The sequence below is a fragment of the Nocardioides hankookensis genome, assembly GCF_042658885.1.
In the GTDB taxonomy this organism is placed as follows: Bacteria; Actinomycetota; Actinomycetes; order Propionibacteriales; family Nocardioidaceae; genus Nocardioides; species Nocardioides hankookensis.
In genome coordinates this window covers 981,322-1,005,782 of record NZ_JBHSRJ010000004.1, presented here as the reverse complement: position 1 = coordinate 1,005,782, position 24,461 = coordinate 981,322, and the positions used below count along the sequence as shown (strand labels likewise).

At 70.3% G+C, this 24,461-nt stretch carries 25 protein-coding genes and 1 tRNA gene; 7 read left to right on the top strand and 19 right to left on the bottom strand.

Annotation, left to right across the window (positions count from 1 at the left end; translation table 11 throughout):
* Nucleotides 1-10: 10 nt before the first annotated feature.
* The gene (locus ACFPYL_RS11300) at nt 11-448 is read left to right on the top strand and encodes a PaaI family thioesterase (RefSeq protein ID WP_379153915.1); all 438 of its coding nucleotides are present in this window, start codon (nt 11-13) and stop codon (nt 446-448) included.
* Here the strand turns inward: ACFPYL_RS11300 and ACFPYL_RS11295 are convergent.
* Entirely contained in the window at nt 445-906 is a 462-nt protein-coding gene (locus ACFPYL_RS11295; protein WP_379153913.1) for a GNAT family N-acetyltransferase, read from the bottom strand. The genes ACFPYL_RS11300 and ACFPYL_RS11295 overlap by 4 nt on opposite strands.
* A gap of 224 nt (nt 907-1,130) precedes the next feature.
* On the opposite strand from ACFPYL_RS11295, the gene ACFPYL_RS11290 reads away from it, so the two are divergent.
* A complete protein-coding gene (locus tag ACFPYL_RS11290; RefSeq protein WP_379153911.1) occupies nt 1,131-1,877 on the top strand; it encodes a DUF554 domain-containing protein in 747 nt (248 codons plus the stop codon).
* 161 nt (nt 1,878-2,038) lie between these two features.
* Nucleotides 2,039-3,388: an ABC transporter substrate-binding protein gene (locus ACFPYL_RS11285; RefSeq protein WP_379153909.1), complete on the top strand. Its 1,350-nt coding sequence runs from the start codon at nt 2,039-2,041 to the stop codon at nt 3,386-3,388.
* A gap of 174 nt (nt 3,389-3,562) precedes the next feature.
* On the opposite strand, the gene ACFPYL_RS11280 is transcribed toward ACFPYL_RS11285, so the two are convergent.
* The 6 genes from ACFPYL_RS11280 to ACFPYL_RS11255 form a co-directional block, all read right to left on the bottom strand.
* A complete protein-coding gene (locus ACFPYL_RS11280) occupies nt 3,563-4,348 on the bottom strand; it encodes an ABC transporter ATP-binding protein (protein ID WP_379153907.1) in 786 nt (261 codons plus the stop codon).
* The gene (locus tag ACFPYL_RS11275; protein ID WP_379153905.1) at nt 4,345-5,340 is read right to left on the bottom strand and encodes an ABC transporter ATP-binding protein; all 996 of its coding nucleotides are present in this window, start codon (nt 5,338-5,340) and stop codon (nt 4,345-4,347) included. Before ACFPYL_RS11275 ends, ACFPYL_RS11280 begins: the two co-directional genes overlap by 4 nt.
* Nucleotides 5,333-6,508, bottom strand: a complete 1,176-nt coding sequence (locus tag ACFPYL_RS11270) for a branched-chain amino acid ABC transporter permease (RefSeq protein ID WP_379153903.1) — start codon at nt 6,506-6,508, stop codon at nt 5,333-5,335. Before ACFPYL_RS11270 ends, ACFPYL_RS11275 begins: the two co-directional genes overlap by 8 nt.
* A gap of 17 nt (nt 6,509-6,525) precedes the next feature.
* Nucleotides 6,526-7,812, bottom strand: coding sequence for a branched-chain amino acid ABC transporter permease (locus ACFPYL_RS11265; protein ID WP_379153901.1), 1,287 nt, complete (start codon nt 7,810-7,812; stop codon nt 6,526-6,528).
* A 175-nt stretch (nt 7,813-7,987) separates the two neighbouring features.
* Complete coding sequence (locus ACFPYL_RS11260; protein WP_379153899.1) at nt 7,988-8,605, bottom strand: ANTAR domain-containing response regulator; 618 nt, start codon at nt 8,603-8,605, stop codon at nt 7,988-7,990.
* A gap of 45 nt (nt 8,606-8,650) precedes the next feature.
* Nucleotides 8,651-8,839: a hypothetical protein gene (locus tag ACFPYL_RS11255; RefSeq protein ID WP_379153897.1), complete on the bottom strand. Its 189-nt coding sequence runs from the start codon at nt 8,837-8,839 to the stop codon at nt 8,651-8,653.
* Between the two features lie 110 nt (nt 8,840-8,949).
* Between ACFPYL_RS11255 and ACFPYL_RS11250 the strand changes: the two genes are divergently transcribed.
* The 3 genes from ACFPYL_RS11250 to ACFPYL_RS11240 all read left to right on the top strand — a co-directional run bounded on the left by ACFPYL_RS11250 (nt 8,950) and on the right by ACFPYL_RS11240 (nt 10,088).
* Nucleotides 8,950-9,022: transfer RNA gene (locus ACFPYL_RS11250), tRNA-Leu, on the top strand.
* Between the two features lie 43 nt (nt 9,023-9,065).
* The gene (locus ACFPYL_RS11245; RefSeq protein ID WP_379153895.1) at nt 9,066-9,803 is read left to right on the top strand and encodes a transcriptional regulator; all 738 of its coding nucleotides are present in this window, start codon (nt 9,066-9,068) and stop codon (nt 9,801-9,803) included.
* 93 nt (nt 9,804-9,896) lie between these two features.
* A complete protein-coding gene (locus ACFPYL_RS11240; RefSeq protein ID WP_379153893.1) occupies nt 9,897-10,088 on the top strand; it encodes a PLDc N-terminal domain-containing protein in 192 nt (63 codons plus the stop codon).
* A 66-nt stretch (nt 10,089-10,154) separates the two neighbouring features.
* On the opposite strand, the gene pyk is transcribed toward ACFPYL_RS11240, so the two are convergent.
* The 8 genes from pyk to trpC form a co-directional block, all read right to left on the bottom strand.
* Nucleotides 10,155-11,624 carry a pyruvate kinase gene (gene pyk, locus ACFPYL_RS11235; RefSeq protein WP_379153891.1) on the bottom strand — a complete coding sequence of 490 codons (1,470 nt, stop codon included), beginning with the start codon at nt 11,622-11,624 and terminating at the stop codon, nt 10,155-10,157.
* A 135-nt stretch (nt 11,625-11,759) separates the two neighbouring features.
* Nucleotides 11,760-13,226 (bottom strand): glutamate synthase subunit beta, encoded by a 1,467-nt coding sequence (locus ACFPYL_RS11230; protein ID WP_379153889.1) that lies wholly within the window; start codon nt 13,224-13,226, stop codon nt 11,760-11,762.
* Nucleotides 13,219-17,778, bottom strand: a complete 4,560-nt coding sequence (gltB, locus tag ACFPYL_RS11225) for a glutamate synthase large subunit (RefSeq protein ID WP_379153887.1) — start codon at nt 17,776-17,778, stop codon at nt 13,219-13,221. Before gltB ends, ACFPYL_RS11230 begins: the two co-directional genes overlap by 8 nt.
* A 134-nt stretch (nt 17,779-17,912) precedes the next feature.
* Nucleotides 17,913-18,869 carry a prolipoprotein diacylglyceryl transferase gene (gene lgt / locus ACFPYL_RS11220; RefSeq protein WP_379153885.1) on the bottom strand — a complete coding sequence of 319 codons (957 nt, stop codon included), beginning with the start codon at nt 18,867-18,869 and terminating at the stop codon, nt 17,913-17,915.
* 9 nt (nt 18,870-18,878) lie between these two features.
* On the bottom strand, nt 18,879-19,487 hold the full coding sequence (locus tag ACFPYL_RS11215) for an SCO family protein (protein ID WP_379153883.1): 609 nt from the start codon (nt 19,485-19,487) through the stop codon (nt 18,879-18,881).
* On the bottom strand, nt 19,480-20,277 hold the full coding sequence (gene trpA / locus ACFPYL_RS11210) for a tryptophan synthase subunit alpha (RefSeq protein ID WP_379153881.1): 798 nt from the start codon (nt 20,275-20,277) through the stop codon (nt 19,480-19,482). The genes ACFPYL_RS11215 and trpA overlap by 8 nt, the downstream gene beginning before the upstream one ends.
* Nucleotides 20,274-21,515, bottom strand: a complete 1,242-nt coding sequence (gene trpB, locus ACFPYL_RS11205; RefSeq protein WP_379153879.1) for a tryptophan synthase subunit beta — start codon at nt 21,513-21,515, stop codon at nt 20,274-20,276. Before trpB ends, trpA begins: the two co-directional genes overlap by 4 nt.
* On the bottom strand, nt 21,512-22,294 hold the full coding sequence (gene trpC, locus ACFPYL_RS11200) for an indole-3-glycerol phosphate synthase TrpC (protein WP_379153877.1): 783 nt from the start codon (nt 22,292-22,294) through the stop codon (nt 21,512-21,514). Before trpC ends, trpB begins: the two co-directional genes overlap by 4 nt.
* A gap of 98 nt (nt 22,295-22,392) precedes the next feature.
* Here trpC and ACFPYL_RS11195 point away from each other — a divergent pair, with 98 nt between their 5' ends.
* A complete protein-coding gene (locus tag ACFPYL_RS11195; protein ID WP_379153875.1) occupies nt 22,393-22,737 on the top strand; it encodes a DUF4190 domain-containing protein in 345 nt (114 codons plus the stop codon).
* A 15-nt stretch (nt 22,738-22,752) separates the two neighbouring features.
* Here ACFPYL_RS11195 and ACFPYL_RS11190 read toward each other — a convergent pair whose 3' ends face one another.
* The 4 genes from ACFPYL_RS11190 to hisI are packed head-to-tail and all read right to left on the bottom strand — an operon-like array spanning nt 22,753 to nt 24,381.
* Complete coding sequence (locus tag ACFPYL_RS11190; protein ID WP_379153873.1) at nt 22,753-23,190, bottom strand: DUF2752 domain-containing protein; 438 nt, start codon at nt 23,188-23,190, stop codon at nt 22,753-22,755.
* A 10-nt stretch (nt 23,191-23,200) separates the two neighbouring features.
* The gene (locus tag ACFPYL_RS11185; RefSeq protein ID WP_379153871.1) at nt 23,201-23,401 is read right to left on the bottom strand and encodes an HGxxPAAW family protein; all 201 of its coding nucleotides are present in this window, start codon (nt 23,399-23,401) and stop codon (nt 23,201-23,203) included.
* 52 nt (nt 23,402-23,453) lie between these two features.
* Complete coding sequence (locus ACFPYL_RS11180; RefSeq protein ID WP_379153869.1) at nt 23,454-24,029, bottom strand: Trp biosynthesis-associated membrane protein; 576 nt, start codon at nt 24,027-24,029, stop codon at nt 23,454-23,456.
* The gene (hisI, locus tag ACFPYL_RS11175; protein WP_379153867.1) at nt 24,022-24,381 is read right to left on the bottom strand and encodes a phosphoribosyl-AMP cyclohydrolase; all 360 of its coding nucleotides are present in this window, start codon (nt 24,379-24,381) and stop codon (nt 24,022-24,024) included. Before hisI ends, ACFPYL_RS11180 begins: the two co-directional genes overlap by 8 nt.
* Between the last annotated feature and the right edge of the window lie 80 nt (nt 24,382-24,461).

The following is a 24,461-nucleotide window of genomic DNA, read 5'->3' as shown; positions in this document are numbered from 1 at the left end:
GGATGGCGCCATGAGCGAGCGCAACGAGCTGTCCGTGGACGACTACATCGCCGCGATGCCCGAGGGCATGGGCGGGCTGAACGAGAAGATGGGCATCGAGCTCGTCGAGATCTCCGCCGAGAAGGTCGTCGGGACGATGCCGGTCGAGGGCAACACCCAGCCGTACGGCCTCCTGCACGGCGGCGCATCGGTCGTGCTCGCCGAGACGCTCGGCTCGGTCGGCTCCGCAGTGCACGCGCACCCCGACAAGCTGTCGGTCGGCATCGAGATCAACGCGACCCACCACCGCTCGGCCACCTCGGGCACGGTCACCGGTACGGCGACCGCGATCCACCTCGGCCGCACGACCGCGACCTACGAGGTCGTCATCACCGACGAGCGCGGCAAGCGGGTCTGCACCTCGCGGATCACCTGCGCCCTGCTCCCGCGGGAGCGGTTCGACTCCTAACCTTCGGCGCCGGCCCGGCTGCGTCGCAGCGAGCGGCGGGCGGCCAGCACCTGGGTGAGCTGACGACCGTTGGTGGCCGTCGCCGGGCGCCGGTGCACGCTCAGCCGGCTCCGCACGGCGTGCGTGGTGGCGACGCGGAGCACGGCGTACGGCCCCAGCGCGATGCGCGCCATGAACCGGTTGGCGTCGCGCGACCCGGCGACGGCGGCCGTGGCGACGTGCCCGATCCCGAGCTCCTCGGCCCAGCTGACCGCGGCCTCCATCAGGGCGGTGCCGACGCCGTGGCGACGGTACGGCGCGAGGACGTGCGGCGAGAGCGCCCGCACGACCGGCTCGCGGTTGAGCGCCGACATCGTCGTGTGCTCGAGATGGACCGCGCCGGCGAACTTGCCGTCGTACTCGGCCACCACGATGCGCTGGGCGTCGGACGCCAGCACCTCGAGGATCACGGCCTCCATGTCTGCCGCCTGGTCCTCCGGTCCGACCCGACGGATCACGTCGGTCCACACCTCTGCGAGATGGGGGGCGTCTTCGAGGGTCACCGAGCGGAGCGACACCAAGGAGCGATTCATCGAGCCATGCCTCTTCGGCCTCTCACGGTCCGTCGCGCATCCCGATCCCCCGAACGCGACTCCACCGGGAGAGACTACGCTCAGGCGCCCGGCAATGGCAGAGGAGTCCCGTGATCCCCGGCATCGGCACCGTCGTCAACGTCGCCACCGTCCTGATCGGCAGCGTGATCGGCGTCCTGCTCGGCAACCGGCTGCCGGTGCGCACCCGCGACGTCGTGACCGACTCCCTCGGCCTGGTGACGCTGCTGATCGCCGGTACGTCGGCGATGGCCGTCCTGGACGACGACCTGTCGGACTACGTCGGCGACAGCGCACCGATGCTGATCGTGCTGGGATCGCTGCTGGTCGGCGGGATCGCCGGGTCGCTGCTGAGCCTGGAGTCGCGCGTCGAGTCGTTCGGCGGGTGGCTCCAGAGCCGCCTCTCCGGTGGCGCCAGCTCGGCCGAGCGGCACCGCTTCATCGAGGGCTTCGTGGTCTCGTCCCTCATCTTCTGCACCGGGCCGCTCACCATCCTCGGCTCGATCAACGACGGGCTGGGCAACGGTGCCGAGCAGCTCTTCCTCAAGGCGGCGCTCGACGGCTTCGCGGCCATCGCGTTCGCCGCGTCGTTCGGCTGGGGCGTCGCCGCCAGCGCGATCACGATCATCGCCGTCCAGGGCAGCCTGACCCTGCTCGGCCTGGCCCTCGGGGACGTGCTGCCCGACGCCCACCTCGCCGCGATCACGGCCACCGGAGGGTTGCTGCTCGTCGGCGTCGCGCTGCGGCTGCTCCGGGTCCGCGAGATCCCGGTCGCCGACCTGCTGCCGGCGCTCCTCGTCGCGCCCCTCCTGGTCGCGCTCGTGGGCGCGCTCCGCTGACGTTTGCGCCGCTCGGCAGCATTGACGTAACGGTTCGCTAACGACAGGGTGCCGTACGACACCGCGCCATGCGGCCAGACCTACGGTGGCATGGCTATGCCCAACCTTTTCGGGAGGGCGGGCGCGGTGTAGTGCATCAACGCGACAGAAAGGTTCACCCCGTGAATCGAACCACGACCAACTGGGTACGGCTGATGGCGGGCACAGCCGTCCTCGGCCTCGCCCTGACCGCTTGCGGCTCCGACTCGGAGGGCGAGAGCACTCCGGAGGCGAGCGACACCCCCTCGGCGTCCGAGTCGGCTCCGGCAGCGGACTCGTTCACCAACGACAAGTGCGACGCCGGCGCGACCAGCGCCGACACGCTCCGCGTCGGTGGCATCCTGCCGCTGACCGGTAACCTCGCCTTCCTCGGTCCGCCGGAGATCGCGGGCGTCGGCCTTGCTGTCTCGGACATCAACGCGGCCGGCGGCGTCAACGGCGCCAAGGCCTGCCACGACGTCCAGGACTCCGGTGACTCGACCGACATGTCGGTCTCCACCGCCTCGGCGGGCACGCTGGTCGCCAGCAAGCCTTCCGTCGTCATCGGCGCCGCGTCGTCCAGCGTCTCGCTGAACGTCGTCGACACCTTCGCCGACAACAAGATCACCGAGATCTCGCCGGCCAACACCGCGGTCGACCTCAGCGGCTACTCGCCGTGGTACTTCCGTACCGCCCCGCCGGACGGCGTCCAGGGCAACGCGCTGGGCACCCTGATCACCACCGACGGCTACACGAAGGTCGGCTTCCTGGTGTTCAACGACACCTACGGCACCGGCCTGCGCAACGTCATCGAGGAGACGGTCAAGGCCGCAGGCGGCTCCTGCACCTACGGCTGCAAGGGCGACGGCGACGAGTTCCCGGCCGGCCAGACGACGTTCTCGGCCGAGGTCAGCGGTGTGCTCGCCTCGAAGCCGGACGCCATCGTGGTGCTCGCGTTCGACGAGACGAAGTCGATCGTCCCCGAGCTCAAGTCGCAGGGCTGGGACATGTCGAAGGTCTACCTGACCGACGGCAACGTGTCCGACTACAGCAAGGACTTCGCGAAGGGCACCCTCGAGGGCGCCCAGGGCACCGTCCCCGGCGCCGACCCGGACTCCTCCTTCAAGGACCGGCTCAGCGGCTGGGCCGAGGTGGGCGAGGGCTCTGCTCTGAAGGACTACTCGTACGGCGCTGAGTCCTACGACGCGACCATCCTCGCCGCGCTGGCCGCGGTCAAGGGTGGGGCGACCGACTCCGCGACGGTCCAGAAGAACCTGGCCGCCGTGTCGGGTGCCACCGACGGCGAGGAGTGCACCACCTACGCCGACTGTGTCGCGCTGCTCGAGGACGGCTCGGAGATCAAGTACTCCGGCCCGTCGGGCATCGGCCCGATCGACGACGAGAACGACCCGTCGTCGGCCTTCGTCGGCATCTTCAAGTACAACGCCGACAACAAGAACGAGCTCACCACCACGGTGGAGGGCTCCAAGTGATCCACGGGTGATCCTCTGATCACCCCGTAGCACGCGAAGGGCCCCGGACCTCACGGTCCGGGGCCCTTCGTCATGGGCTCGGCTGCGCCGAGATCGTCGAGACACCGAGAACGGCCCCCAGGACCAGGTCCCAGGGGCCGTTCTCGGTGTCTCGACGCCACATCCAGCGGCGGCTCAGTGCCCGTCGCGCTCCTCGTCGACGTCCTTGGCCAGGGTGCCGAGGTAGAGCTCGATGACCTTGGGGTCGTTGGCGAGCTCGCGGCCGGTGCCGCTGTAGGCGTCGCGGCCCTGGTCGAGCACGTAGCCGCGGTCGCAGATCTGCAGGCAGCGGCGGGCGTTCTGCTCGACCATCACGACGCAGACACCGGTCTTGTTGATCCGGCGGGTGCGCAGGAAGGTCTCGTCCTGGCGCACCGGCGACAGGCCGGCGGACGGCTCGTCGAGCAGCAGCACCGACGGCTCCATCATCAGCGCCCGGGCCATGGCGAGCGACTGCCGCTCGCCACCGGACAACGCGCCCGCGCTCTGGTTGCGCCGGTCGTGCAGCACCGGGAAGAGGTCCCACATGGCGTCGAGGCGCTCGCGGATCTTCTTGGGCCGCAGGAAGAGGCCCATCCGAAGGTTCTCCTCGATGCTCAGCGACGGGAAGACGTTGTTGGTCTGCGGGACGAACCCGACACCCATCTCCACCAGCTGGTTGGTGCGCAGGTTGGTGATGTCGCGGTCGCCCAGCGTCACCGACCCCGAGTGCACCTTGACCAGGCCGAACATCGCCTTGAGGAGCGTCGACTTGCCGGCGCCGTTCGGGCCGATGATGCCGATCATCTCGCCCGGGTAGGCGACCAGGCTGCACCCGTTGAGGATGTTGACCCCGGGGATGTAGCCGGCGACGACGTCCTTGGCCTCGACGACCGCCTTCCGGGTCTCGGTGGCGGTCCCGCCCTGCTGCTGCTCGGTCATCGCAGTCCCTCCGCCTCTTCCTCGGCCTCGCGTTCGGCGTCCTCGGCGGCCACCTCATCGGCCATCCCCTCCAGCGCCGCGTCGGTGAGCAGCGCGTCGTCACCGAGGTCGGTGTCGTGGTGCGCCCCGAGGTAGGCGTCGATCACGGCCGGGTCCGACATCACCGTGTCGGCGGCGCCCTCGGCGACCAGCCGGCCCTCGGCCATCACCGCGACCCAGTCGGAGATGTGGCGCACGACGTGCATGTCGTGCTCGACGAAGAGCACGGTCATGCCCTCGTCGCGCAGGTTCTGGATGTGGCCGAGCAGCGACTGGGTGAGCGCGGGGTTCACGCCGGCCATCGGCTCGTCGAGCATGATCATCTTCGGGTCGCTCATCAGCGCGCGGGCCATCTCGAGGAGCTTGCGCTGGCCTCCCGAGAGGCTGCCGGCGTAGTCGTGCTTCTTCTCGAAGAGCTTGAAACGCGCGAGGAGCTCGTCGGCCTTGGCCTCGATCTCCTTCTCCTGCTTGGCCCAGGTGCCGCGGAACATCGACTTGAGGAGGTTCTCCCCCGCCTGGTTCTGCGCGCCCAGCATCATGTTGTCGATCACCGTCATCGCGCTGAGCGCCTTGGTGAGCTGGAAGGTCCGGACCATGCCGGCCTGGGCGACGCTGGAGGCCGACGTCTTGTCGAGCGTGCGTCCGTCGAAGGCCCAGTGCGCGCCCTTGCCGGCCGTGGTCGGCTTGTCGAACCCGGTGATCAGGTTGAAGAACGTCGTCTTGCCGGCACCGTTGGGGCCGATCAGCGCCGTGATCAGGCCGCGCTGCACCTCGAGGTGCTGCACGTCGACGGCGGTCATGCCGCCGAACTGCCGCACGATGTTGTCGACGACCAGGATCGGGTCCGGCTTGCCGGCACCGGGGACGGCGTCGAAGCCGGAGGTCAGCGCCCGGCGGGCAGCCGGGTCCGCGAGTCCGGTGTCGACCTTGGGGTCGGCCATCTGCTCAGACATTGAAACGCAGCTCCCTCTTGTTGCCCAGGATGCCTTGTGGTCGGAAGATCACGATCAGCATCAGCGCCACACCGACGACGATGTACGAGAACTGCTCGGTCTGCTGGTTGCTCATGATGCTGTCCGGCACGTACGCCGCGGCCGTGTACTTGATCCCGATCCGGCCGGCGAAGAAGAGCACCGAGCCGAGCACCGGTCCGAAGATCGTGGCGGCGCCACCGAGCAGCAGCGCGGTGTAGCAGAAGAACGTCAGCGAGCGGCCCATCGAGTCGGGCTGCACGCTCGACGACAGCACGTAGACCATGCCGCCGAGCGCTCCGAAGAGACCGCCGATGATCAGGGCCTGCATCTTGATGGAGAAGACGTTCTTGCCCAGCGAGCGGATCGCGTCCTCGTCCTCGCGGATGCCGCGGAGCAGCCGGCCCCACGGGCTGCGGACCAGCAGGAAGACGACCAACGTGCACAGCAGGGCCAGGCCCCACGCGACGAACCGCACCCACCAGCCGCTGACGCCGGTGCTCTGGTAGGGCACCGGGAAGAGGAAGAAGAGCAGCAGCACGCCGAACACCAGGAGACCGGCCATGCCGGCCGACTGCGCGATGCCCTTGAAGGCGTTGCCGCTGCGGAAGCGCATCACGATCAGCACGATGACCGCGATCGCGACGATCCAGCCGATGATCCGCACCCAGGCGGCGCCGTCAGCGACGTCGGTGTAGTTGAACGGGATCAGCGTGAAGGAGCCGGTCCCGAAGAACGACAGGTTGCGGAAGCCGGTCGTGTACTGGCTGCCCGGGATGCCCTGGGCCGAGCCGGTGAAGTCGACGAGCAGCGCCGATCTGCCGACGTACCTGATGATCTCCGCGGCCGAGATCGTCACGATCGCCAGGTAGTCACCACGCAGCTTGAGGGTGGGCGCACCGAGCACCAGCGCGAAGATGAACGCCGCCCCGAACCCGAACAGGATGCCGAGGATCATCGGCAGGCCGTTGGAGATCGAGATCGCGAAGCCGTAGGCGCCGAGCAGCATGAAGCCCGACTGGCCCATGTTGAGCAGGCCGGTGAAGCCGAAGTGGATGTTGAGGCCGATGACCGCGATCGCGACCGCCGCCGTCTGCGGCGACAGCGCCTCGCGCATCATGCCGTTGAGGATGAACTGGATGGTGTCCATGGTCTTCAGTCCTCCCCTTACCCGACCCGCTGCGGCTTGCCGAGCAGACCTTGCGGTCGCACGAGCAGGAGCAGGATCAAGATCAGCAGCGCGGTCGCGTACTTGAAGTCACCGGGCATGCCCAGGACCGGCGACAGCTCCACGACCAGGCCGATGATGATGGCACCGATGAGGGCGCCGAACGCGGTGCCGAGGCCACCGAGGGTGACCGCCGCGAAGAGCAGCAGCAGGATCTGGAGACCGGAGTCCCACTTGATGCCGTTGGTGACCAGCGCGTAGAGCAGCCCGGAGAGGCCGGCGAGCCCCATCGCGACCGTCCACACGAGGCGGATCACCCGGTCGGTGTCGATGCCCGACGCCGAGGCGAGCGCCGGGTTGTCGGACACGGCGCGGGTGGCACGACCGATCCGGGTGCGGAGCAGTGCGTAGCCGACGCCCGCCAGCACGATCACCGAGATCACCATCGCGACGATCGACTGGTTGGTGATCGTGACCGGCCCGAACTCGCGCACCGACGGGTTGTCCTGGAGGACGCGGACCGTGCGGGCGCCGACGGTGTACTGGTAGACGTACTGGAGCGCCAGGGAGAGGCCGATCGTCACGATCATCATCTGGGTCAGGCCCAGGCCGCGGCGTCGTAGTGGCTGCCACAGCACCCGGTCCTGGAACCACCCCGTGAACGCGCACAGGACCACCACCAGCAGGCCACCGATCCACAGACCGAGCCCGTTCTGGTTGATGAGCAGGTAGCCGAGCATGCCGCCCAGCGTCACCTGCTCGGCGTGCGCGAAGTTCGAGAGGCCCGTCGTGCCGTAGATGAGCGACAGGCCGACCGAGGCGAGCGCGAGCAGCAGGCCCAGCCGCAGTCCGTTGACGGTGCTCTGGACGAGCTCGTCGAACTTGCTGGTCGTGGCGCTGTAGTCGGCGGTGCGGATGGTGAGCAGCGCGGGCTTGGTGACGCCGAACTTGGTCACGACGGTGACCTCACCGGTCTTGACGTCCAGGTCGTCCGGGAGGGACTCGGCGTCGACCTTGACGACGTACTTCCCTTCGGTGTCCACCTGGACGTTCCACTTGCCGCTCTCGCTGGTGGTCACCTCCTGGGACGCGCCGGACTCGTCGGTGACTGTCAGCGTCACGTCGGCGAGCGGACCTTCGTCCGTGCGGATGGTGCCGGCGATGCAGGCCTTGTCGGGACCCGGTAGGCACAGCGTGTCGACGGCGCTGGCCGGACCCGAGGAAATCAGCGCGAGCACCGGCGCGAGCAGCAGCGCGAGAACAAGTCCCGCTACCCCCCTGCGCACGGTCCGCTCGCGGACGACGTGTCGAGACTTCAACTCGGTCCTCCCATTCCAGAACCCGGCTGGGTTCGGACGGCAGTCTAGGGGTGAACGGTGAGTGAAGCGCCAGTCCCCCGACTTCCCGGCGCGGCACGCGCGCAGGCTTTACCGAAGCGTGATCTAGCGGAAACGTCTCGGCTCAGCCGGCGATGCCCGGACCGTGCGCGATGACCCCTTCGGCGACCTGCCGCATCGACAGACGTAGATCCATCGCGGTCTTCTGGATCCACCGGAACGCCTCCGGCTCGGAGAGCTTGAGCTGGTCCTGGAGCACGTTCTTGGCGCGGTCGACGGCCTTGCGGGTCTCGAGGCGCTCGGTCAGGTCGGCGACCTCGGACTCGAGCATCGAGAGCTCGGCGAAGCGGCTCACCGCCATCTCGATGGCAGGCACCAGGTCGGTCTGGCTGAACGGCTTGACCAGGTAGGCCATCGCGCCGGCGTCGCGGGCCCGCTCGACGAGGTCGCGCTGCGAGAACGCGGTGAGGATGACGACGGGTGCGATCCGCTGCCCGGCGATCCGCTCGGCCGCCGCGATGCCGTCGAGGACCGGCATCTTCACGTCCAGGATCACCAGGTCCGGGCGGAGCTCCTCGGCGAGCTCGACCGCCTTCGCCCCGTCACCGGCCTGGCCGACGACGTCGTAGCCCTCCTCCGAGAGCATCTCGGCGAGGTCCATCCGGATGAGGACCTCGTCCTCGGCGATGACGACCCGGCGGGCGGCAGCACCCGGGGTCGGCTGGTCGGTCGACTGCGTCACGGCAGCAGGTTATCCGCCCGAGCGCCGCCGTACGTCGCGCACCCGTCAGGCTGGACGCGGCGCGACCCCCGCCACGGGCAGCCGTCGCGCCGCCCGCTCGCGCAGGAACAGCTCGACCTCCGCACGCTCGACGCGCCGGTGGCTCAGCGCGGTCGAGGCCGTCCGGGCGTTCGCGATCGCTCGTTCGTTGCTGGCGCGGCCCCATCCGCTGGCCTGCTGCCACGGCTTCCACATGTCGACCTCCACTGCCCGAGCACCCGCGTGCCCGAAACTGTAGTAGTTCGATCGACTTTAGCCAAGGCCGGCGTCCGACGTGCGTTCCGTTAAGGTTTCTCGCGCCGTGAGCCCCGATAGCCCAACGGCAGAGGCGATGGTCTCAAACACCATTCAGTGTGGGTTCGAATCCCACTCGGGGCACCGCGCCACACTCGATGTCGGCGCCGTCGGAGATGGTCGGACCGTGTACGACGAACCGACCCGCGACCGCGCGCTCGCGCTGCTGGCGCAGCACACGCTGTCCGAGGTCAGTAGGAGGACGGGCGTCAGTCGTGCCGCCCTCCGAGACTGGCGCGCCGGAGGTCCGTCACGCTCGCCAGCCGCCTGCCCGAGGTGCTCGGGGGCAACCCTCGGTGCCTCCTACGCCGAGCTCCTCGGCTTCTACCTCGGGGACGGCCACATCTCACGGGCCCCGCGGTACTTCGCGCTTCGCGTGTCGTGCGACGCGGCCTACCCATCGATCATCGACGAGGTCGAGACCGCGATCCGAGAGGTTCGGCCCGGCGCCCGCGTCTTCCGCGTCCGTGCGCCGGGGGTCGTCGTCGTCCAGGCGCACTGGAAGCACTGGCCCTGCCTCTTCCCCCAGCACGGTCCAGGCCGCAAGCACGAGCGGCCCATCGTCCTCGAGGACTGGCAGCGGACGATCGTCGAGGCCCAGCCGGCGGCGTTCCTCCGCGGACTCTTCCACTCGGACGGCTGTCGCGCGCGCAACTGGACGACCCGGGTCGTCGCGGGCGAGAAGAAGCGCTACGACTACCCGCGCTGGCAGTTCACGAACGTCTCGGCGGACATCCGCGAGATCTGCTGCTGGGCGCTCGACCTGGTCGACGTGGCCTGGCGGCAGTCCAACCACCAGACGATCAGCGTCTCGACCCGGGCCGGTGTGGCGCGCCTCGACGAGCTGATCGGGCTGAAGTCGTGACGGTCGACGGTCTGGAGCACCCCGCGGCGTAGCCGCTGAACCGGGCAGGAGCGCAGTATCGTCGCGCGTCAGCACCCACCAAAGGAGACGCTCATGGGCACCATCATCGGCATCATCGCTCTGATCGCCGCGATCTGGGTCATCATCGAGGTCGCGCGCTCCAGCGCGAGCACCGGCGCGAAGATCGTCTGGATCGTCTGCGCCATCTTCTTCTCGATCATCACCGCCGTGGTCTGGGCGGTGTGGGGCCGCAAGGAGTTCGGCGGCCAGAAGTCCGTCGTCTGACGCTGGTCATCGCGTGCCGTCGTACGGACGAAGCATCCATCTGCTCCGTCCGTACGACGTCCGCGCTCAGTGCTGGCGCTTGTACGCCGGGGCTACCTCGTTGATGGCGTCCCCCATGCGGTGGATACGCAGCGCGTTGGTCGAGCCGGGGATGCCGGGAGGGGCGCCGGCGATGATGACGACCAGGTCGCCCTCGGTGACCCGGCCGATCTGGAGCAGCTGGTCGTCGACCTGACGGACCATCTCGTCGGTGTGCTCGACCATCTGGGTCAGGAACGTCTCGACGCCCCAGCTCAGCGCCAGCTGGGAGCGGACGGCGGGCACGGGCGTGAACGCCAGGACCGGGACCGGACCGCGCAGCCGCGACATCCGGCGTGCGGAGTCACCGCTGGTGGTGAACGCGACGACGTACTTGGCGTCGACCCGCTCGGCGACCTCCTCGGCGGCCTTGGCGATCACGCCGGAGCGCGTGTGCGGGTCCCAGTCGATCTTCGCGAAGACGCCGGCACCCTCGCTGTTGCGGATCGCGTGCTCCTCGGTCGAGGTGATGATCCGCGCCATCGTCTCGACGGTGTGCACGGGGAACTCCCCCACGCTGGTCTCGCCGGAGAGCATCACGGCGTCGGCGCCGTCGAGCACCGCGTTGGCGACGTCGGAGGCCTCGGCGCGGGTCGGCGACGGGCTGGAGATCATCGACTCGAGCATCTGGGTCGCGACGATCACCGGCTTCGCGTGCAGGCGGGCCTTGCGCACGATCTGCTTCTGCAGGAACGGCACGTCCTCGAGCGGGCACTCCACCGCGAGGTCGCCGCGGGCGACCATGAAGCCGTCGAAGGCGTCGATGACCTCGTCGAGGTTCTCGATGGCCTGCGGCTTCTCGATCTTCGCGATGACCGGGACGTGGACACCCTCCTCGTCCATGATCTTGCGGACGTCGTCGGCGTCCTTGGCGTCGCGCACGAAGCTCAGCGCGATGAAGTCGACCGTGAGGTGCAGCGCGAAGCGCAGGTCCTCGATGTCCTTCTCGGAGAGCGCCGGGACCGACACGGCGACGCCGGGCAGGTTGATGCCCTTGTTGTTGGAGACCTTGCCGCCGACCAGCACCTCGGTGTGGACGTCGGTGCCGTCGACGACGCCGGTCACCCGGAGCCGGATCTTGCCGTCGTCGATCAGGAGCGGGTCGCCGACGTTCACGTCGCCGGGAAGGCCCTTGTACGTCGTGCCACAGATCGTGTCGTCGCCGTCGACGTCGCGGGTGGTGATCACCCACTCCTGGCCGCGGCGCAGCTGGACCGGGCCGTCCTTGAACGTCTCGAGCCGGATCTTGGGGCCCTGCAGGTCGGCGAAGATGCCGACGCCGTGACCGCTCGCGTCGGACGCCTCGCGCACGAGGCGGTACGCCTCCGCGTGGTCCTCGTGGGACCCGTGGCTCATGTTCAGCCGGGCGACGTCCATCCCGGCGTACACGAGCTCGCGGATCCGACGGGGCGACGAGGTCGCCGGGCCGAGGGTGCAGACGATCTTTGCTCTACGCACGTGCCTCACCCTATCGCGACTTTGATCTTCCAAAGACCAAACCTCCGTCGGACTGATCGTGAAATCGCCGAGTCGGCGCAGTCTTCCCTCGTCCAGGGTAAGTCTGCGCCGACTCGGCCGTGCTGACGGTGGAGCTCAGACGACCAGCGGGCGCTCGGTCGGCTTGATCGGCGACGGCAGCGTCGTCGACCCGGTCAGGTAGGTGTCGACCGCGGCGGCCGCGGCGCGCCCCTCCGCGATCGCCCAGACGATCAACGACTGGCCGCGGCCCGCGTCGCCGGCGACGAACACGCTCGGCACCGAGGACTGGTAGCCGAGGTCGCGCTTGACGTTGCCCCGCTCGTCGAGGTCCACGCCGAGCTGCTCGACCAGGCCCGGCTTCTCGGGGCCGAGGAAGCCCATCGCGAAGAGCACCAGCTGGGCCGGGATCTCGCGCTCGGTGCCCTCGATCTCGGTGAGCTTGCCGCCCTCGAAGACGACCTCGACCAGGCGCAGGGCCCGGACGTTGCCGTCCTCGTCACCGAGGAACTCCTTCGTGGAGACGGCGTAGACCCGCTCCCCCGCCTCCTCGTGCGCCGAGGAGACGCGGAAGGTCATCGGGTACGTCGGCCAGGGCTGGCCCGCCGGGCGCGACTCGGGCGGCTCCGGCATGATCTCCAGCTGCGTGATCGACGCCGCGCCCTGACGGGTCGAGGTCCCGAGGCAGTCGGCACCGGTGTCGCCGCCGCCGATGATGACGACGTGCTTGCCGGTGGCCAGGATCTGGTCCTCGACCTCTTCACCCAGGGCGACCCGGTTGGCCTGCGGGAGGAACTCCATCGCCTGGTGGATGCCACCGAGCTCGCGCCCGGTGATGCCCAGGTCGCGCGGGTCGGTGGCGCCCATGGCCAGCACGACGGCGTCGTACCGCTCCTTGAGCTTGTCGGCGCCGAGCGCGGAGCCGACGTCGACGCCGGCCCGGAAGACGGTGCCCTCGCGGCGCATCTGCTCGAGACGCTTGTCGAGGTGCTTCTTCTCCATCTTGAACTCGGGGATGCCGTAGCGCAGCAGGCCGCCGATCTTGTCCGCCCGCTCGTAGACCGCGACGGTGTGACCCGCGCGGGTGAGCTGCTGGGCGGCCGCGAGACCGGCGGGGCCCGAGCCGATCACGGCAACGGTGCGGCCCGAGAGCCACTCCGGCGGCTGGGGCCGGACCAGGCCGGACTCCCACGCCTTGTCGATGATCGAGACCTCGACGTTCTTGATCGTCACCGGGTCCTGGTTGATGCCCAGGACGCAGGCGGTCTCGCACGGGGCCGGGCACAGGCGACCGGTGAACTCCGGGAAGTTGTTGGTCGCGTGGAGGCGCTCGATCGCGCCCTCCCAGTCGTCGCGCCAGACCAGGTCGTTCCACTCCGGGATGATGTTCCCGAGCGGGCAGCCCTGGTGGCAGAACGGGATGCCGCAGTCCATGCAGCGCCCGGCCTGCTCGGTGATGATCGGGAGCAGGGCCCGACCGGCGCTGCCGGGGTAGACCTCGTTCCAGTCCTGCACCCGCTCGTCCACGGGGCGTCGGTCGGCGACCTGACGGCCGCTCTTCAGGAAGCCGCGGGGGTCAGCCATGGAGCGCCTCCATCATCGCGTGGGCGGTCTCGTTCTCGTCGAGGCCGTCGGCTTCCGCCTTGGCCTTCGCCTCCAACGACTTGCGGTAGTCACCCGGCATCACCTCGGTGAAGCGGGTCAGCGACGTCTCCCAGTCGGCCAGCAGCTCCTCGGCGACGACCGAGCCGGTCTCCTCCAGGTGGCTGCGGACCAGCTGCTCGAGCTCGGTCGCGGCGTCCTTGGTGACCGGGCCCAGCTCGACGAGCTCGGTGTTGACGCGCTGCGGCTTGAGGTCGAGCACCCAGGCGACACCGCCGGACATGCCCGCGGCGAAGTTGCGCCCGGTCTTGCCCAGCACGACCACCCGGCCACCGGTCATGTACTCGCAGCCGTGGTCGCCCACGCCCTCGTTGACCAGCCAGGCGCCGGAGTTGCGGACGGCGAACCGCTCGCCGACCCCGCCGCGCAGGAAGATCTGGCCCGACGTCGCGCCGTACGCGATCGTGTTGCCGGCGATGATCTGCTCGTTGCTGTTGAACGTCGCCGCGCGGTCCGGGCGTACGACGATCCGCCCACCCGAGAGGCCCTTGCCGACGTAGTCGTTGGCGTCGCCCTCGAGCCGCAGGGTGATGCCCTTCGGCACGAACGCGCCGAACGACTGCCCGGCGGAGCCCGTGAAGGTGATGTCGATCGTGCCGTCGGGCAGGCCGTCACCGCCGTACTTCTTGGTGACCTCGTGGCCGAGGATCGTGCCGACGGTGCGGTTGACGTTGCGGATCGCGACCTGCGCGCGGACCGGCTCGCCGTTCTCGATCGCGGCCTGGGCCAGGGGCACCAGCTCCGTGACGTCGAGCGACTTCTCCAGCCCGTGGTCCTGCGACTTGGTGCGGAACAGGTCCTGGTCCGGGAACGCCGAGCGGTCCGGCTGGTGCAGCACCGGGGTCAGGTCGAGCCCGGACGCCTTCCAGTGGTCGACCGCGTCGCGGACGTCGAGCGTCGCGACCTGGCCGATCGCCTCCTCGATGGTGCGGAAGCCCAGCTCGGCCAGGATCTCGCGCACCTCCTCGGCGATGAACTCGAAGAAGTTCACGACGTACTCGGCCTTGCCGGAGTAGCGCTCGCGCAGCACCGGGTTCTGCGTCGCGACACCGACGGGGCAGGTGTCGAGGTGGCAGACCCGCATCATGATGCAGCCCGAGACGACCAGGGGGGCCGAGGCGAAGCCGAACTCTTCTGCGCCGAGCAGCGCGGCGATGACGACGTCACGGCCGGTCTTGAGCTGGCCGTCGGTCTGCACGACGATCCGGTCGCGCAGCCCGTTGAGCAGCAGGGTCTGCTGGGTCTCGGCGAGGCCGAGCTCCCAGGGACCACCCGCGTGCTTGAGCGAGGTCAGCGGCGCCGCACCGGTGCCGCCGTCGTGCCCGGAGATCAGGACGACGTCGGCGTGCGCCTTCGAGACGCCCGCGGCGACCGTGCCGACACCGACCTCGGAGACCAGCTTGACGTGCACGCGGGCAGCGGGGTTGGCGTTCTTCAGGTCGTGGATCAGCTGCGCCAGGTCCTCGATCGAGTAGATGTCGTGGTGCGGCGGCGGGCTGATCAGGCCCACACCCGGAGTGGAGTGCCGGGTCTTGGCCACCCAGGGGTAGACCTTGTTGCCGGGCAGCTGGCCGCCCTCGCCGGGCTTCGCGCCCTGCGCCATCTTGATCTGGATGTCGTCGGCGTTGGTGAGGTACTCCGACGTGACGCCGAAGCGGCCCGACGCGACCTGCTTGATCGAGCTGCGGCGCTCGGGGTCGTAGAGGCGCTCCGGGTCCTCGCCGCCCTCACCGGTGTTGGACTTGGCGCCCAGCCGGTTCATGGCGATCGCGAGGGTCTCGTGCGCCTCCTTGCTGATCGAGCCGTAGGACATCGCACCGGTCGAGAACCGCTTGACGATCTCGGAGGCCGGCTCGACCTGCTCGATCGGGATCGGCTGACGGCCGGAGCCGTCGGCGTCCTTGAACCGGAAGAGGCCGCGCAAAGTCATCAGCCGCTCGGACTGCTCGTCGACGCGCGCGGTGTACTGCTTGAAGATGTCGTAGCGGCCGCTGCGGGTCGAGTGCTGGAGCCGGAAGACCGTCTCCGGGTCGAACAGGTGCGGCTCCCCCTCGCGGCGCCACTGGTACTCGCCGCCGATCTCGAGCTCGCGGTGCGCCGGCAGGATGCCGCCGCGCGGGTACGCCGTGGCGTGCCGGCGCGCGACCTCCTCGGCGATCGTGTCGAGCTCGATGCCGCCGAGCTTGGAGGTGGTGCCGGTGAAGTAGCGGTCGACGACCGCCTGCGACAGCCCGACCGCCTCGAAGATCTGCGCACCGGTGTAGGACGCGACCGTGGAGACGCCCATCTTGGACATCACCTTGAGCACGCCCTTGCCGAGCGCCTTGATCAGGTTCTTGACGGCCTGCTCCGGCTCGGCGGAGACGTAGTAGCCCTCGCGGGCCAGGTCCTCGACCGACTCCATCGCCAGGTAGGGGTTGACCGCGGCCGCGCCGTACCCGACGAGCAGGGCGACGTGGTGCACCTCGCGGACGTCGCCGGCCTCGACCAGCAGCCCGACCTGGGTGCGGGTCTTCTCGCGCACCAGGTGGTGGTGGACGGCACCCGTGAGCAGCAGCGACGGGATCGGTGCGTGCTCGGCGGTGGAGTGCCGGTCGGACAGCACGATGACGCGGGCGCCGTCGGCGATCGCGGCCGACACCTCCGCACAGATCTCGTCGATCCGCTCGGCCATCGCCGCTCCCCCGCCCTCGACGGGGTAGAGCCCGCGAGAGACGTGGGTGATGAAGCCCGGCATGTCGCCGTCACGGTTGATGTGGCGGATCTTGGCCAGGTCGTCGTTGGAGATGACCGGGAACGGCAGGACCACCATGCGACAGGACGCCGGCGCCGGCTCGAGCAGGTTGTACTCGGGCCCGATGGTGCCGGCCAGGGAGGTGACCAGCTCCTCGCGGATGGCGTCGAGCGGCGGGTTGGTGACCTGGGCGAAGAGCTGGCTGAAGTAGTCGAACAGCAGCCGGGGCTTCTCGCTCAGCGAGGCCAGGGGCGTGTCGGTGCCCATCGAGCCCAGCGGCTCGCCGCCACCGTTGGCCATCGGCGTCAGGATGACGCGCAGCTCCTCCTCGGTGTAGCCGAAGACCTGCTGGCGGCGGGTGACCGACGCGTGCGTGTGGATGATGTGCTCACGCTCGGTGACGTCCTTGAGGTGGATCAGGCCGGCGTGCAGCCACTCGTCGTACGGGTGCTCCGAGGCGAGCTGGGTCTTGATCTCCTCGTCCTCGATGATCCGGTGCTCGTCGGTGTCGACGAGGAACATCCGGCCCGGCTGGAGCCGGCCCTTGCGGACGATCGACGCGGGGTCGAGGTCGAGGACGCCGACCTCAGAGGCCAGCACGACGAGGCCGTCGTCGGTGACCCAGTAGCGCGACGGGCGCAGGCCGTTGCGGTCGAGGACCGCGCCGATCTGCGAGCCGTCGGTGAAGACGACGCAGGCCGGGCCGTCCCAGGGCTCCATCACGGCGGAGTGGAACTCGTAGAAAGCACGCCGCTTGGCGTCCATCTCGGCGTGGTTCTCCCACGCCTCCGGGATCATCATCAGCACCGAGTGCGGCAGCGAGCGGCCGCCCATGTGCAGCAGCTCGAGCACCTCGTCGAACGACGCGGAGTCGGACGCACCGGGCGTGCAGATCGGGAAGAGGCGGTCCAGGTCGCCCGGGATCACGTCGGAGCTCAGCAGCGCCTCGCGGGCCCGCATCCAGTTGCGGTTGCCCATCACGGTGTTGATCTCGCCGTTGTGGGCGATGAACCGGAACGGGTGGGCCAGCGGCCAGCTCGGGAACGTGTTCGTCGAGAACCGCGAGTGCACGACGGCGAGGGCCGAGGCGATCCGCTCGTCGACCAGGTCGGGGAAGAACTTGTCGAGCTGGTCGGTCGTGAGCATGCCCTTGTAGGCGAGCGTGCGCGACGACAGGGACGGGAAGTAGACGTCCGTCTCGCGCTCGGCGCGCTTGCGCAGGCAGAACGCGAGCCGCTCCAGCGCCATTCCGGTGACCCGCGTGCCGTTGCCGGCGACGAAGAGCTGGGCGAAGGTCGGCATCACGCCCAGCGCCATCTGGCCGAGCCCGTCGGGCTGGACCGGGACGTCGCGCCAGCCGAGGACGGTCAGGCCCTCCTCATCGGCGATCTCCTCGATCCGGCGGCGGGTCTTGGCCACCTCCTCCTCGTCGCCCGGCAGGAACGCCGTGCCGACGGCGTACGAGTGCTGGGCGGGGAGCTCGAAGCCGGCCTCCTGCGTGACCGCGCGCAGGAACGCGTCCGGGACCTGGAGCAGGATGCCTGCGCCGTCGCCGGAGTTGACCTCGGCGCCGGCCGCGCCGCGGTGGTCGAGGTTGCGGAGAGCGGTCAGCGCCTTGGCCACGATGTCGTGGCTGGCGACGCCGGTCAGCGTCGCGACGAACGCGACGCCGCAGGCGTCGTGCTCGTGGCGGGGGTCGTACAGCCCTTGGGGCGGCGGGAATGCGTGCGAGGAGTGCACCGGGCATTCTCCCGTCGTCTCAGCGCCGCGCCAGCCCCACGACGTTGTCGGGCCGGCACCAGCGGATCAGCGAAGCAGATTCTGCGGGCAGGGGACGACATTGGCCCTGGCAGAAAGGAAAGATTAACACCGGTCTAGGGGTGCTCCGGACCCCTGTCCGCGGCGGGGTCGTCCGCCGCGCGCGGGTCCAGGGAGCCTCGGGAGGCGGACGGCTCGGTCTCGGCCTCCTCCGACCGGGGTCCGCGGCCCTCGACGTACACCTGCTCCTCGCGACCGGGCCGGCGACGGGCGCTGATCACGAACCAGATCAGCGCGGCGACGAAGAGCACGATCGAGGTCCACACGTTGAACCGGAAGCCGCCGACGTCCTTGAGCTCGACGTTGTCGATGCGCAGCATCTCGATCCAGCCCCGGCCGAGCGTGTAGATCATGATGTAGAGCGCCACGACCCGGCCGTGGCCGAGGCGGAACCGGCGGTCGGCCCACACGATGATCGCGAAGGCGCCGAGGCACCAGAGGCTCTCGTAGAGGAACGTCGGGTGGAAGAGCGTGCCGGGCGGGTAGCCGGCGTCGACCGCGGTGCTGTCGCTGACCGAGAGCCCCCAGGGCAGGTCGGTCGGCTTGCCGAAGAGCTCCTGGTTGAACCAGTTGCCCCAGCGGCCCAGCGCCTGCGCGACGAGCACGCCGGGGGCCATCGCGTCGAGGACCGGCAGCAGCTTGATGCCCTTGCGCTTGGCGCCGATCACGGCGCCGACGGCGCCGAGGCCGATCGCGCCCCAGACCCCGAGGCCGCCGCGCCACACGTAGAGCGCCTCGATCGGGTGCATCCCCGCGCCGAAGTAGAGGTCGTGGTCGGTCATCACGTGGTAGAGCCGGCCGCCGATGAGGCCGAACGGGACGGCCCAGATCGCGATGTCCTGGATGTCGCCGGGCTGGCCGCCGCGGGCGACCCAGCGCCGCTCGCCGATCCAGATCGCGGCGACGATGCCGAGGATGATCGCGAGCGCGTAGCCGCGCAGCGGGAACGGCCCGAGGTACCAGACCCCCGACGAGGGGCTCGGGATCGAGAGCGTGGTCAGCAGGGGGCTCATCAGTTCCGTTCAGTCCTTGGCGAGCAGCGTGTGGATGTCGGCGGCGAAGTCGGCGGAGGAGGTCTCCTCGCTCCAGTAGACCGTGCCCTCGTCGTCCGCGTCGATGCCGGTGATGGTCGTGCCGTGCGTGACGTCGTAGCCGCCGGAGGGCAGCTTCTGGCCCTTGCTGACCCCGACCCCCATCGGCTTGGCGACCGCGATGATGGTGCCGAGGTCACCGGTCAGCCCGATGAAGCCGGGATCGAAGTGGCTGAGGTACTTCTTCAGCACCTCCTGGGTGTCGCGGGCCGGGTCGGTGGTCACGAAGACCACGTCGACCCTGTCCCGGTCCTGGTCGTCGAGCCGGGTCATCGCGGAGGCGAGGTTGGACATCACCGTCTGGCAGATGTCCGGGCAGTGCGTGTAGCCGTAGAACACCATCGTCAGCGGCTTGTCGGTGTCCTTCGTCAGGGAGTACGGCTGCCCGTCGGTGTCGGTCAGCGGCGTCGACGAGACCTCGAACGGCGGGTCCAGCTCGGTGCCGTGCAGGCCACCCGCCCCGGTGGGCTGGTCGCTGCCGCACGCGGCGAGCGGGAGCAGCAGGGCGGTGAGGACGGCGGCGACGGCGCGACTACGCACGCCGTACCCCGGCTGCGAGGTCCTCGGTCAGCCGCGCCAGGGCGCGCAGCCCGGCGCCGGTGTCGTCGGGGTGGTCGAGCAGTGCCCGGACGAACGCCGAGCCGACGATCACGCCGTCGGCGTACGACGCCACCTCGGCGGCCTGGTCGCCGTTGCTGACGCCGAGCCCGACGCCGACCGGGAGGTCGGTCGTGGCCCGGGTGCGGGCGACGAGCGGGCCGGCCAGGTCGGAGGTCGAGGTGCGCGTGCCGGTGACGCCCATGACCGCGGTGGCGTAGACGAAGCCGCGGCAGGCGGCCGTGGTCATCGCGACCCGCTCGTCGGTGGACGACGGGGAGACCAGGAAGACCTTGTCGAGGTCGTGCTCGTCGGCGGCCTCCGCCCAGGTCGTGTTGGCGTCCGGGGTGAGGTCGGGCGTGATCAGGCCCGCTCCCCCGGCACTGGCGAGGTCGGCGGCGAACCGGCTCACGCCGTACCGCTCGACGGGGTTCCAGTAGGTCATCACGAGCGCCGGGGTGCCGGTCGCGGCCACGGCCTCGACCGTGCGCAGCACGTCGCGGGTCCGCACGCCGCCCTCGAGCGCCTGCTGCGCCGCGGCCTGGATCGTGGGACCGTCCATCACCGGGTCGCTGTAGGGCAGCCCGATCTCGATCACGTCACAGCCCGCGTCGACCATCGTGCGCAGCGCCTCGATGCCGCCCGCGACGTCGGGGAAGCCGGCCGGCAGGTAGCCGACCAGCGCCGCGCGGCCCTCGGCCTTCGCCTTCTCGAACGCGATGCTGCAGCTCACTGGCCGGTCTCCTCGTCGGGCTCGCCGAGCTTGAAGTACTCGAGCGCCGTGCCCATGTCCTTGTCGCCGCGCCCCGACAGGTTCACCAGGATCGTCTGGCCCTGGCGGTCCGGGGCGATCCGCAGCGCGCCGGCGAGGGCGTGCGCCGACTCGATCGCCGGGATGATCCCCTCGGTGCGGGCCAGCAGCGCCATCGCGTCCATCGCCTCCGCGTCGGTGACCGGCTCGTACGTCGCGCGCCCGACGTCGGCCAGGTGGGAGTGCTGGGGGCCGACGCCGGGGTAGTCGAGCCCGGCCGAGATCGAGTGCGACTCGATGGTCTGGCCGTCCTCGTCCTGGAGCACGAAGGTGCGGGCGCCGTGCAGCACGCCGCGCTCGCCGGCGTAGATCGTGGCCGCGTGGCGGCCGGTCTCGTAGCCGTCGCCTCCGGCCTCGAAGCCGTAGATCTCCACGCCGGGGTCGTCGAGGAACGCGGTGAAGAGCCCGATCGCGTTGGAGCCGCCGCCGACGCAGGCGGCGATCACGTCCGGCAGGCCGCCGTACTGCTCGATGCTCTGCGCGCGCGCCTCGTCGCCGATGCCCCGGCAGAACTCGCGGACCATGGTGGGGAACGGGTGCGGGCCGGCCGCGGTGCCGAAGAGGTACGCCGTGTGGTCGACGCTCGCGACCCAGTCGCGCAGCGCCTCGTTGATGGCGTCCTTGAGCGTCGCGCTGCCGGAGTCGACGGCGACGACCTTGGCTCCGAGCAGGTTCATCCGGGCGACGTTGAGGGCCTGCCGCTTGGTGTCGACCGAGCCCATGTAGACGGTGCAGTCGAGCCCGAAGTACGCCGCGGCCGTCGCGCTCGCGACGCCGTGCTGGCCGGCCCCGGTCTCGGCGATGACCCGGGTCTTGCCCATCCGCTTGGTGAGCAGCGCCTGGCCGAGCACGTTGCGGATCTTGTGGGCGCCGGTGTGGTTGAGGTCCTCGCGCTTGAGCAGGATCCGGGCGCCGACCTTGTCGCTGAGCCGCTCGGCGAGGTAGAGCGGGCTCGGGATCCCCGCGTAGTCGCGCAGGATCGCCTCGAACTCGGCGACGAACGTCGGGTCGGCCATCGCGTCCTGCCAGGCGACGGTCAGCTCGTCGAGCGCCGCGACCAGGGCCTCCGGCATGAAGCGACCGCCGAAGCCGGCGGGACCGCCGAACCAGCCCCGCTCATCCGCGTCGAACGTCGTGGTCCGTTCCGGATGGGTGGTCATGGCGTCACTCCTGTCATCGCGGCGACCGCTGCCTGCGGGTCGCCGTCCTTCACCAGGGCCTCGCCGACGAGGACCGCGCGGGCTCCCTCGGTGACGAAGCGCTGGACGTCTGCGGGGCCGAAGATGCCGCTCTCGGCGACCTTGACGCGGTCGTCCGGGATGAGCGGTGCGAGCCGGCCGAAGGTGTCGTCGTGGATCTCGAGCGTCTTCAGGTTGCGGGCGTTGACGCCGACCAGCTCGGCACCCAGCGCGACGGCGCGCTCGGTCTCCGGCTCGTCGTGCACCTCGACCAGCACGGTGAGGCCGAGCTCGCGCGCCTCGTCGTAGAGCCGTCGCAGGGAGTCGTCGTCGAGGGCCGCGACGATGAGCAGGGCCAGGTCGGCGCCCGCTGCCCGGGCCTCGACCAGCTGGTAGCTGGTGACGATGAAGTCCTTGCGGAGCAGCGGGGTGTCGACGGCGGCGCGCACCGCACGGAGGTCGTCGAGGCTGCCGCCGAAGCGCCGCCGCTCGGTGAGCACGCTGATCGCGGCCGCGCCGCCGGCGGCGTACTGGCCGGCGAGGTCGGCGGGGTCCGGGATGTCGGCGAGGTCGCCCTTGCTGGGGCTGCGCCGCTTGACCTCGGCGATCACGCTGGAGCCCGGCGTCCGGAAGTGCGGCATCGGGTCGCGCGGCGGGTCCACGTCGGCCAGGGCGGCGCGCAGGTCGGCGAGCGCCGTCGTCGCCTCCCGCTCGGCGAGGTCGAGTCGCACGCCGGACACGATCTCGTCGAGCACGGACATGCCCCCAGTGTTTCACGCGGCATGGAGGCGCGGTCGCTGGGTAGTGTCCGCTGAACACGGCCGGAGAGACGGTCCGGCCGCCGACCGAAGGAACCCTCGTGAGCTACTCCGAACCACCTCCCCCGCCGCCGCAGTACGGCGCACCTCAGCCGGCGTACGGCGGCGTGCCGCCGAAGCGGTCCGGCATGGCCGTGGCCAGCCTGGTGCTCGGCATCCTCGCGGTGCTCCCGTGCTTCTGGGGCTGCTTCATCTTCGGCATCCTCGGCGTCGTCTTCGGCGTCCTGGGCAAGAAGGACATCCGCGAGTCGCAGGGCGGCAAGACCGGCGAGGGCCTCGCCCGGTGGGGCCTCATCCTCGGCATCGTGGGGATCGCGTTCGGCGTCGTCTACTGGATCCTGGTCGCCACCGGGGCCATCGACATCAGCTACAGCACCTCGCCCTGACCCTGCGCCCCCGACTCAGGGGGCGAGCCAGGACCCGAACGGCAGGTTGCGCACCACCGTGAACAGCAGGAGCAGCGCGAGACCCGTGTAGGCGACGGGCCGCACGACGCTCATCGGCACCTGGTACGGCCGGCCGCGCCAGCGGCCGGCCGTCCACAGGACCAGGCCGACCAGGATGAAGGGCAGGGCGACGACGAAGGCCAGGTTGCTCGACGCAGCGCCGGCCAGGTCGCCGTGGGTGAGGTCGTTGACCGCCCGCAGGCCGCCGCACCCCGGGCAGTAGATGCCCATCGCCGCACTGGGGCACAGGCCCCAGGAGCCGTGGTCGTGCGGGTCGCGCAACCGCAGCGCCAGGCTCGCGACCGCGAGCCCGCCGATGACCAGCACCGGCGCGCGCATCCGGCGGCGGCGCGGCACGACCTCCGCGGCGACCGGTGCTGCCGTGGTGGTCACCGCAGGCTCGTCAGTGGCCGGACTCGTGGTAGCCGAGCTTGGCCATCACCGCGAAGATCACCAGCGAGGCGACCGCGAGGCCCACGCCGATCCAGAAGATGGTCCAGTTGATCGGCTCGAAAAGCATCCCGGCGGCACCGACCACGAAGCCCAGCATCGCGACGGTCACGAACGTCCAGGCCGCAGGGGTGTTGCCGTGGTTGTCAGACATGGGGCTCCTCGTGCGCGGGGCAGGTCCTGGTGTTGGTGGTGCGAACAGCATTCTAGGCAGTCGGGTCGCGACCTTCGTCCATCGCCTTCCAGAGGTCCAGGCTGCTCTGCTCCTCGGGCGGTACGACGGGCGCCGCGGGCGCGCTGCCGGGCGCGTCGTAGCGGGTGCCCATCTCGGGCCAGGACGGCGCCCAAGCCACCGCGAGCGCCCCGGCCGCCACGGAGACCAGCGCGCCGATGACGGCGACCCAGTACCAGGCCGTGTGGCTCAGGTCCGCGTCGCGCACCCCGACGAGCGCGAGCTCGTCGCGGAATTGCGCCGGGACCTGGGAGTAGGCCGCGAGCGCGGCCACCAGGGCGCCGAGCGCCGCGATCGTGCCGAGCGCGGCCACCGCACGGCGTACCCGCCCCCGGGTCACCAGCACGACGCCCCAGCACGCGAGCACGACCAGGCCGAGCGCGGTGACCAGCGGGAGGTGCGCGTCGAAGGTCACCAGCCGGCTGCTCACCGCGGTCGCTCCCGAGCCGGACGCCTCGACGGCCGGCTTCTCGCCGGCGACGGCGGTCAGGGTGCCGGCCGCCAGCCCGAGGAGTACGACCGGGCCGAAGGTGCGGCGCCGATCAGTCACGGGCGTCCCCGGCGAGCAGGACGTCGGCGTCGAAGCAGGTGCGGTCGCCGGTGTGGCAGGCGACGCCGACCTGGTCGACCTTGACCAGGAGGGTGTCGCCGTCGCAGTCCAGGCGGACCTCCTGGACCCACTGGAGGTGGCCCGAGGTCTCGCCCTTGACCCAGTACTCCCGGCGCGAGCGGCTCCAGTACGTCGCGCGTCCGGTGCTGAGCGTGCGAGCCAGCGCCTCGTCGTCCATCCAGCCGAGCATCAGCACCTCGCCGGTGTCGTGCTGCTGCACGACGGCGGGCACCAGGCCCTCCGCGGTGCGCTTGAGCCGGGCGGCGATCTCGGGGTCCAACGGGGTGGTCACGGTTCCAGTATCGCGTGGCGGTGGTTTCGAGGCTCAGGCGCCAGGGCGCCTTCGCACCTCAACCACCGACACGGTGGTTG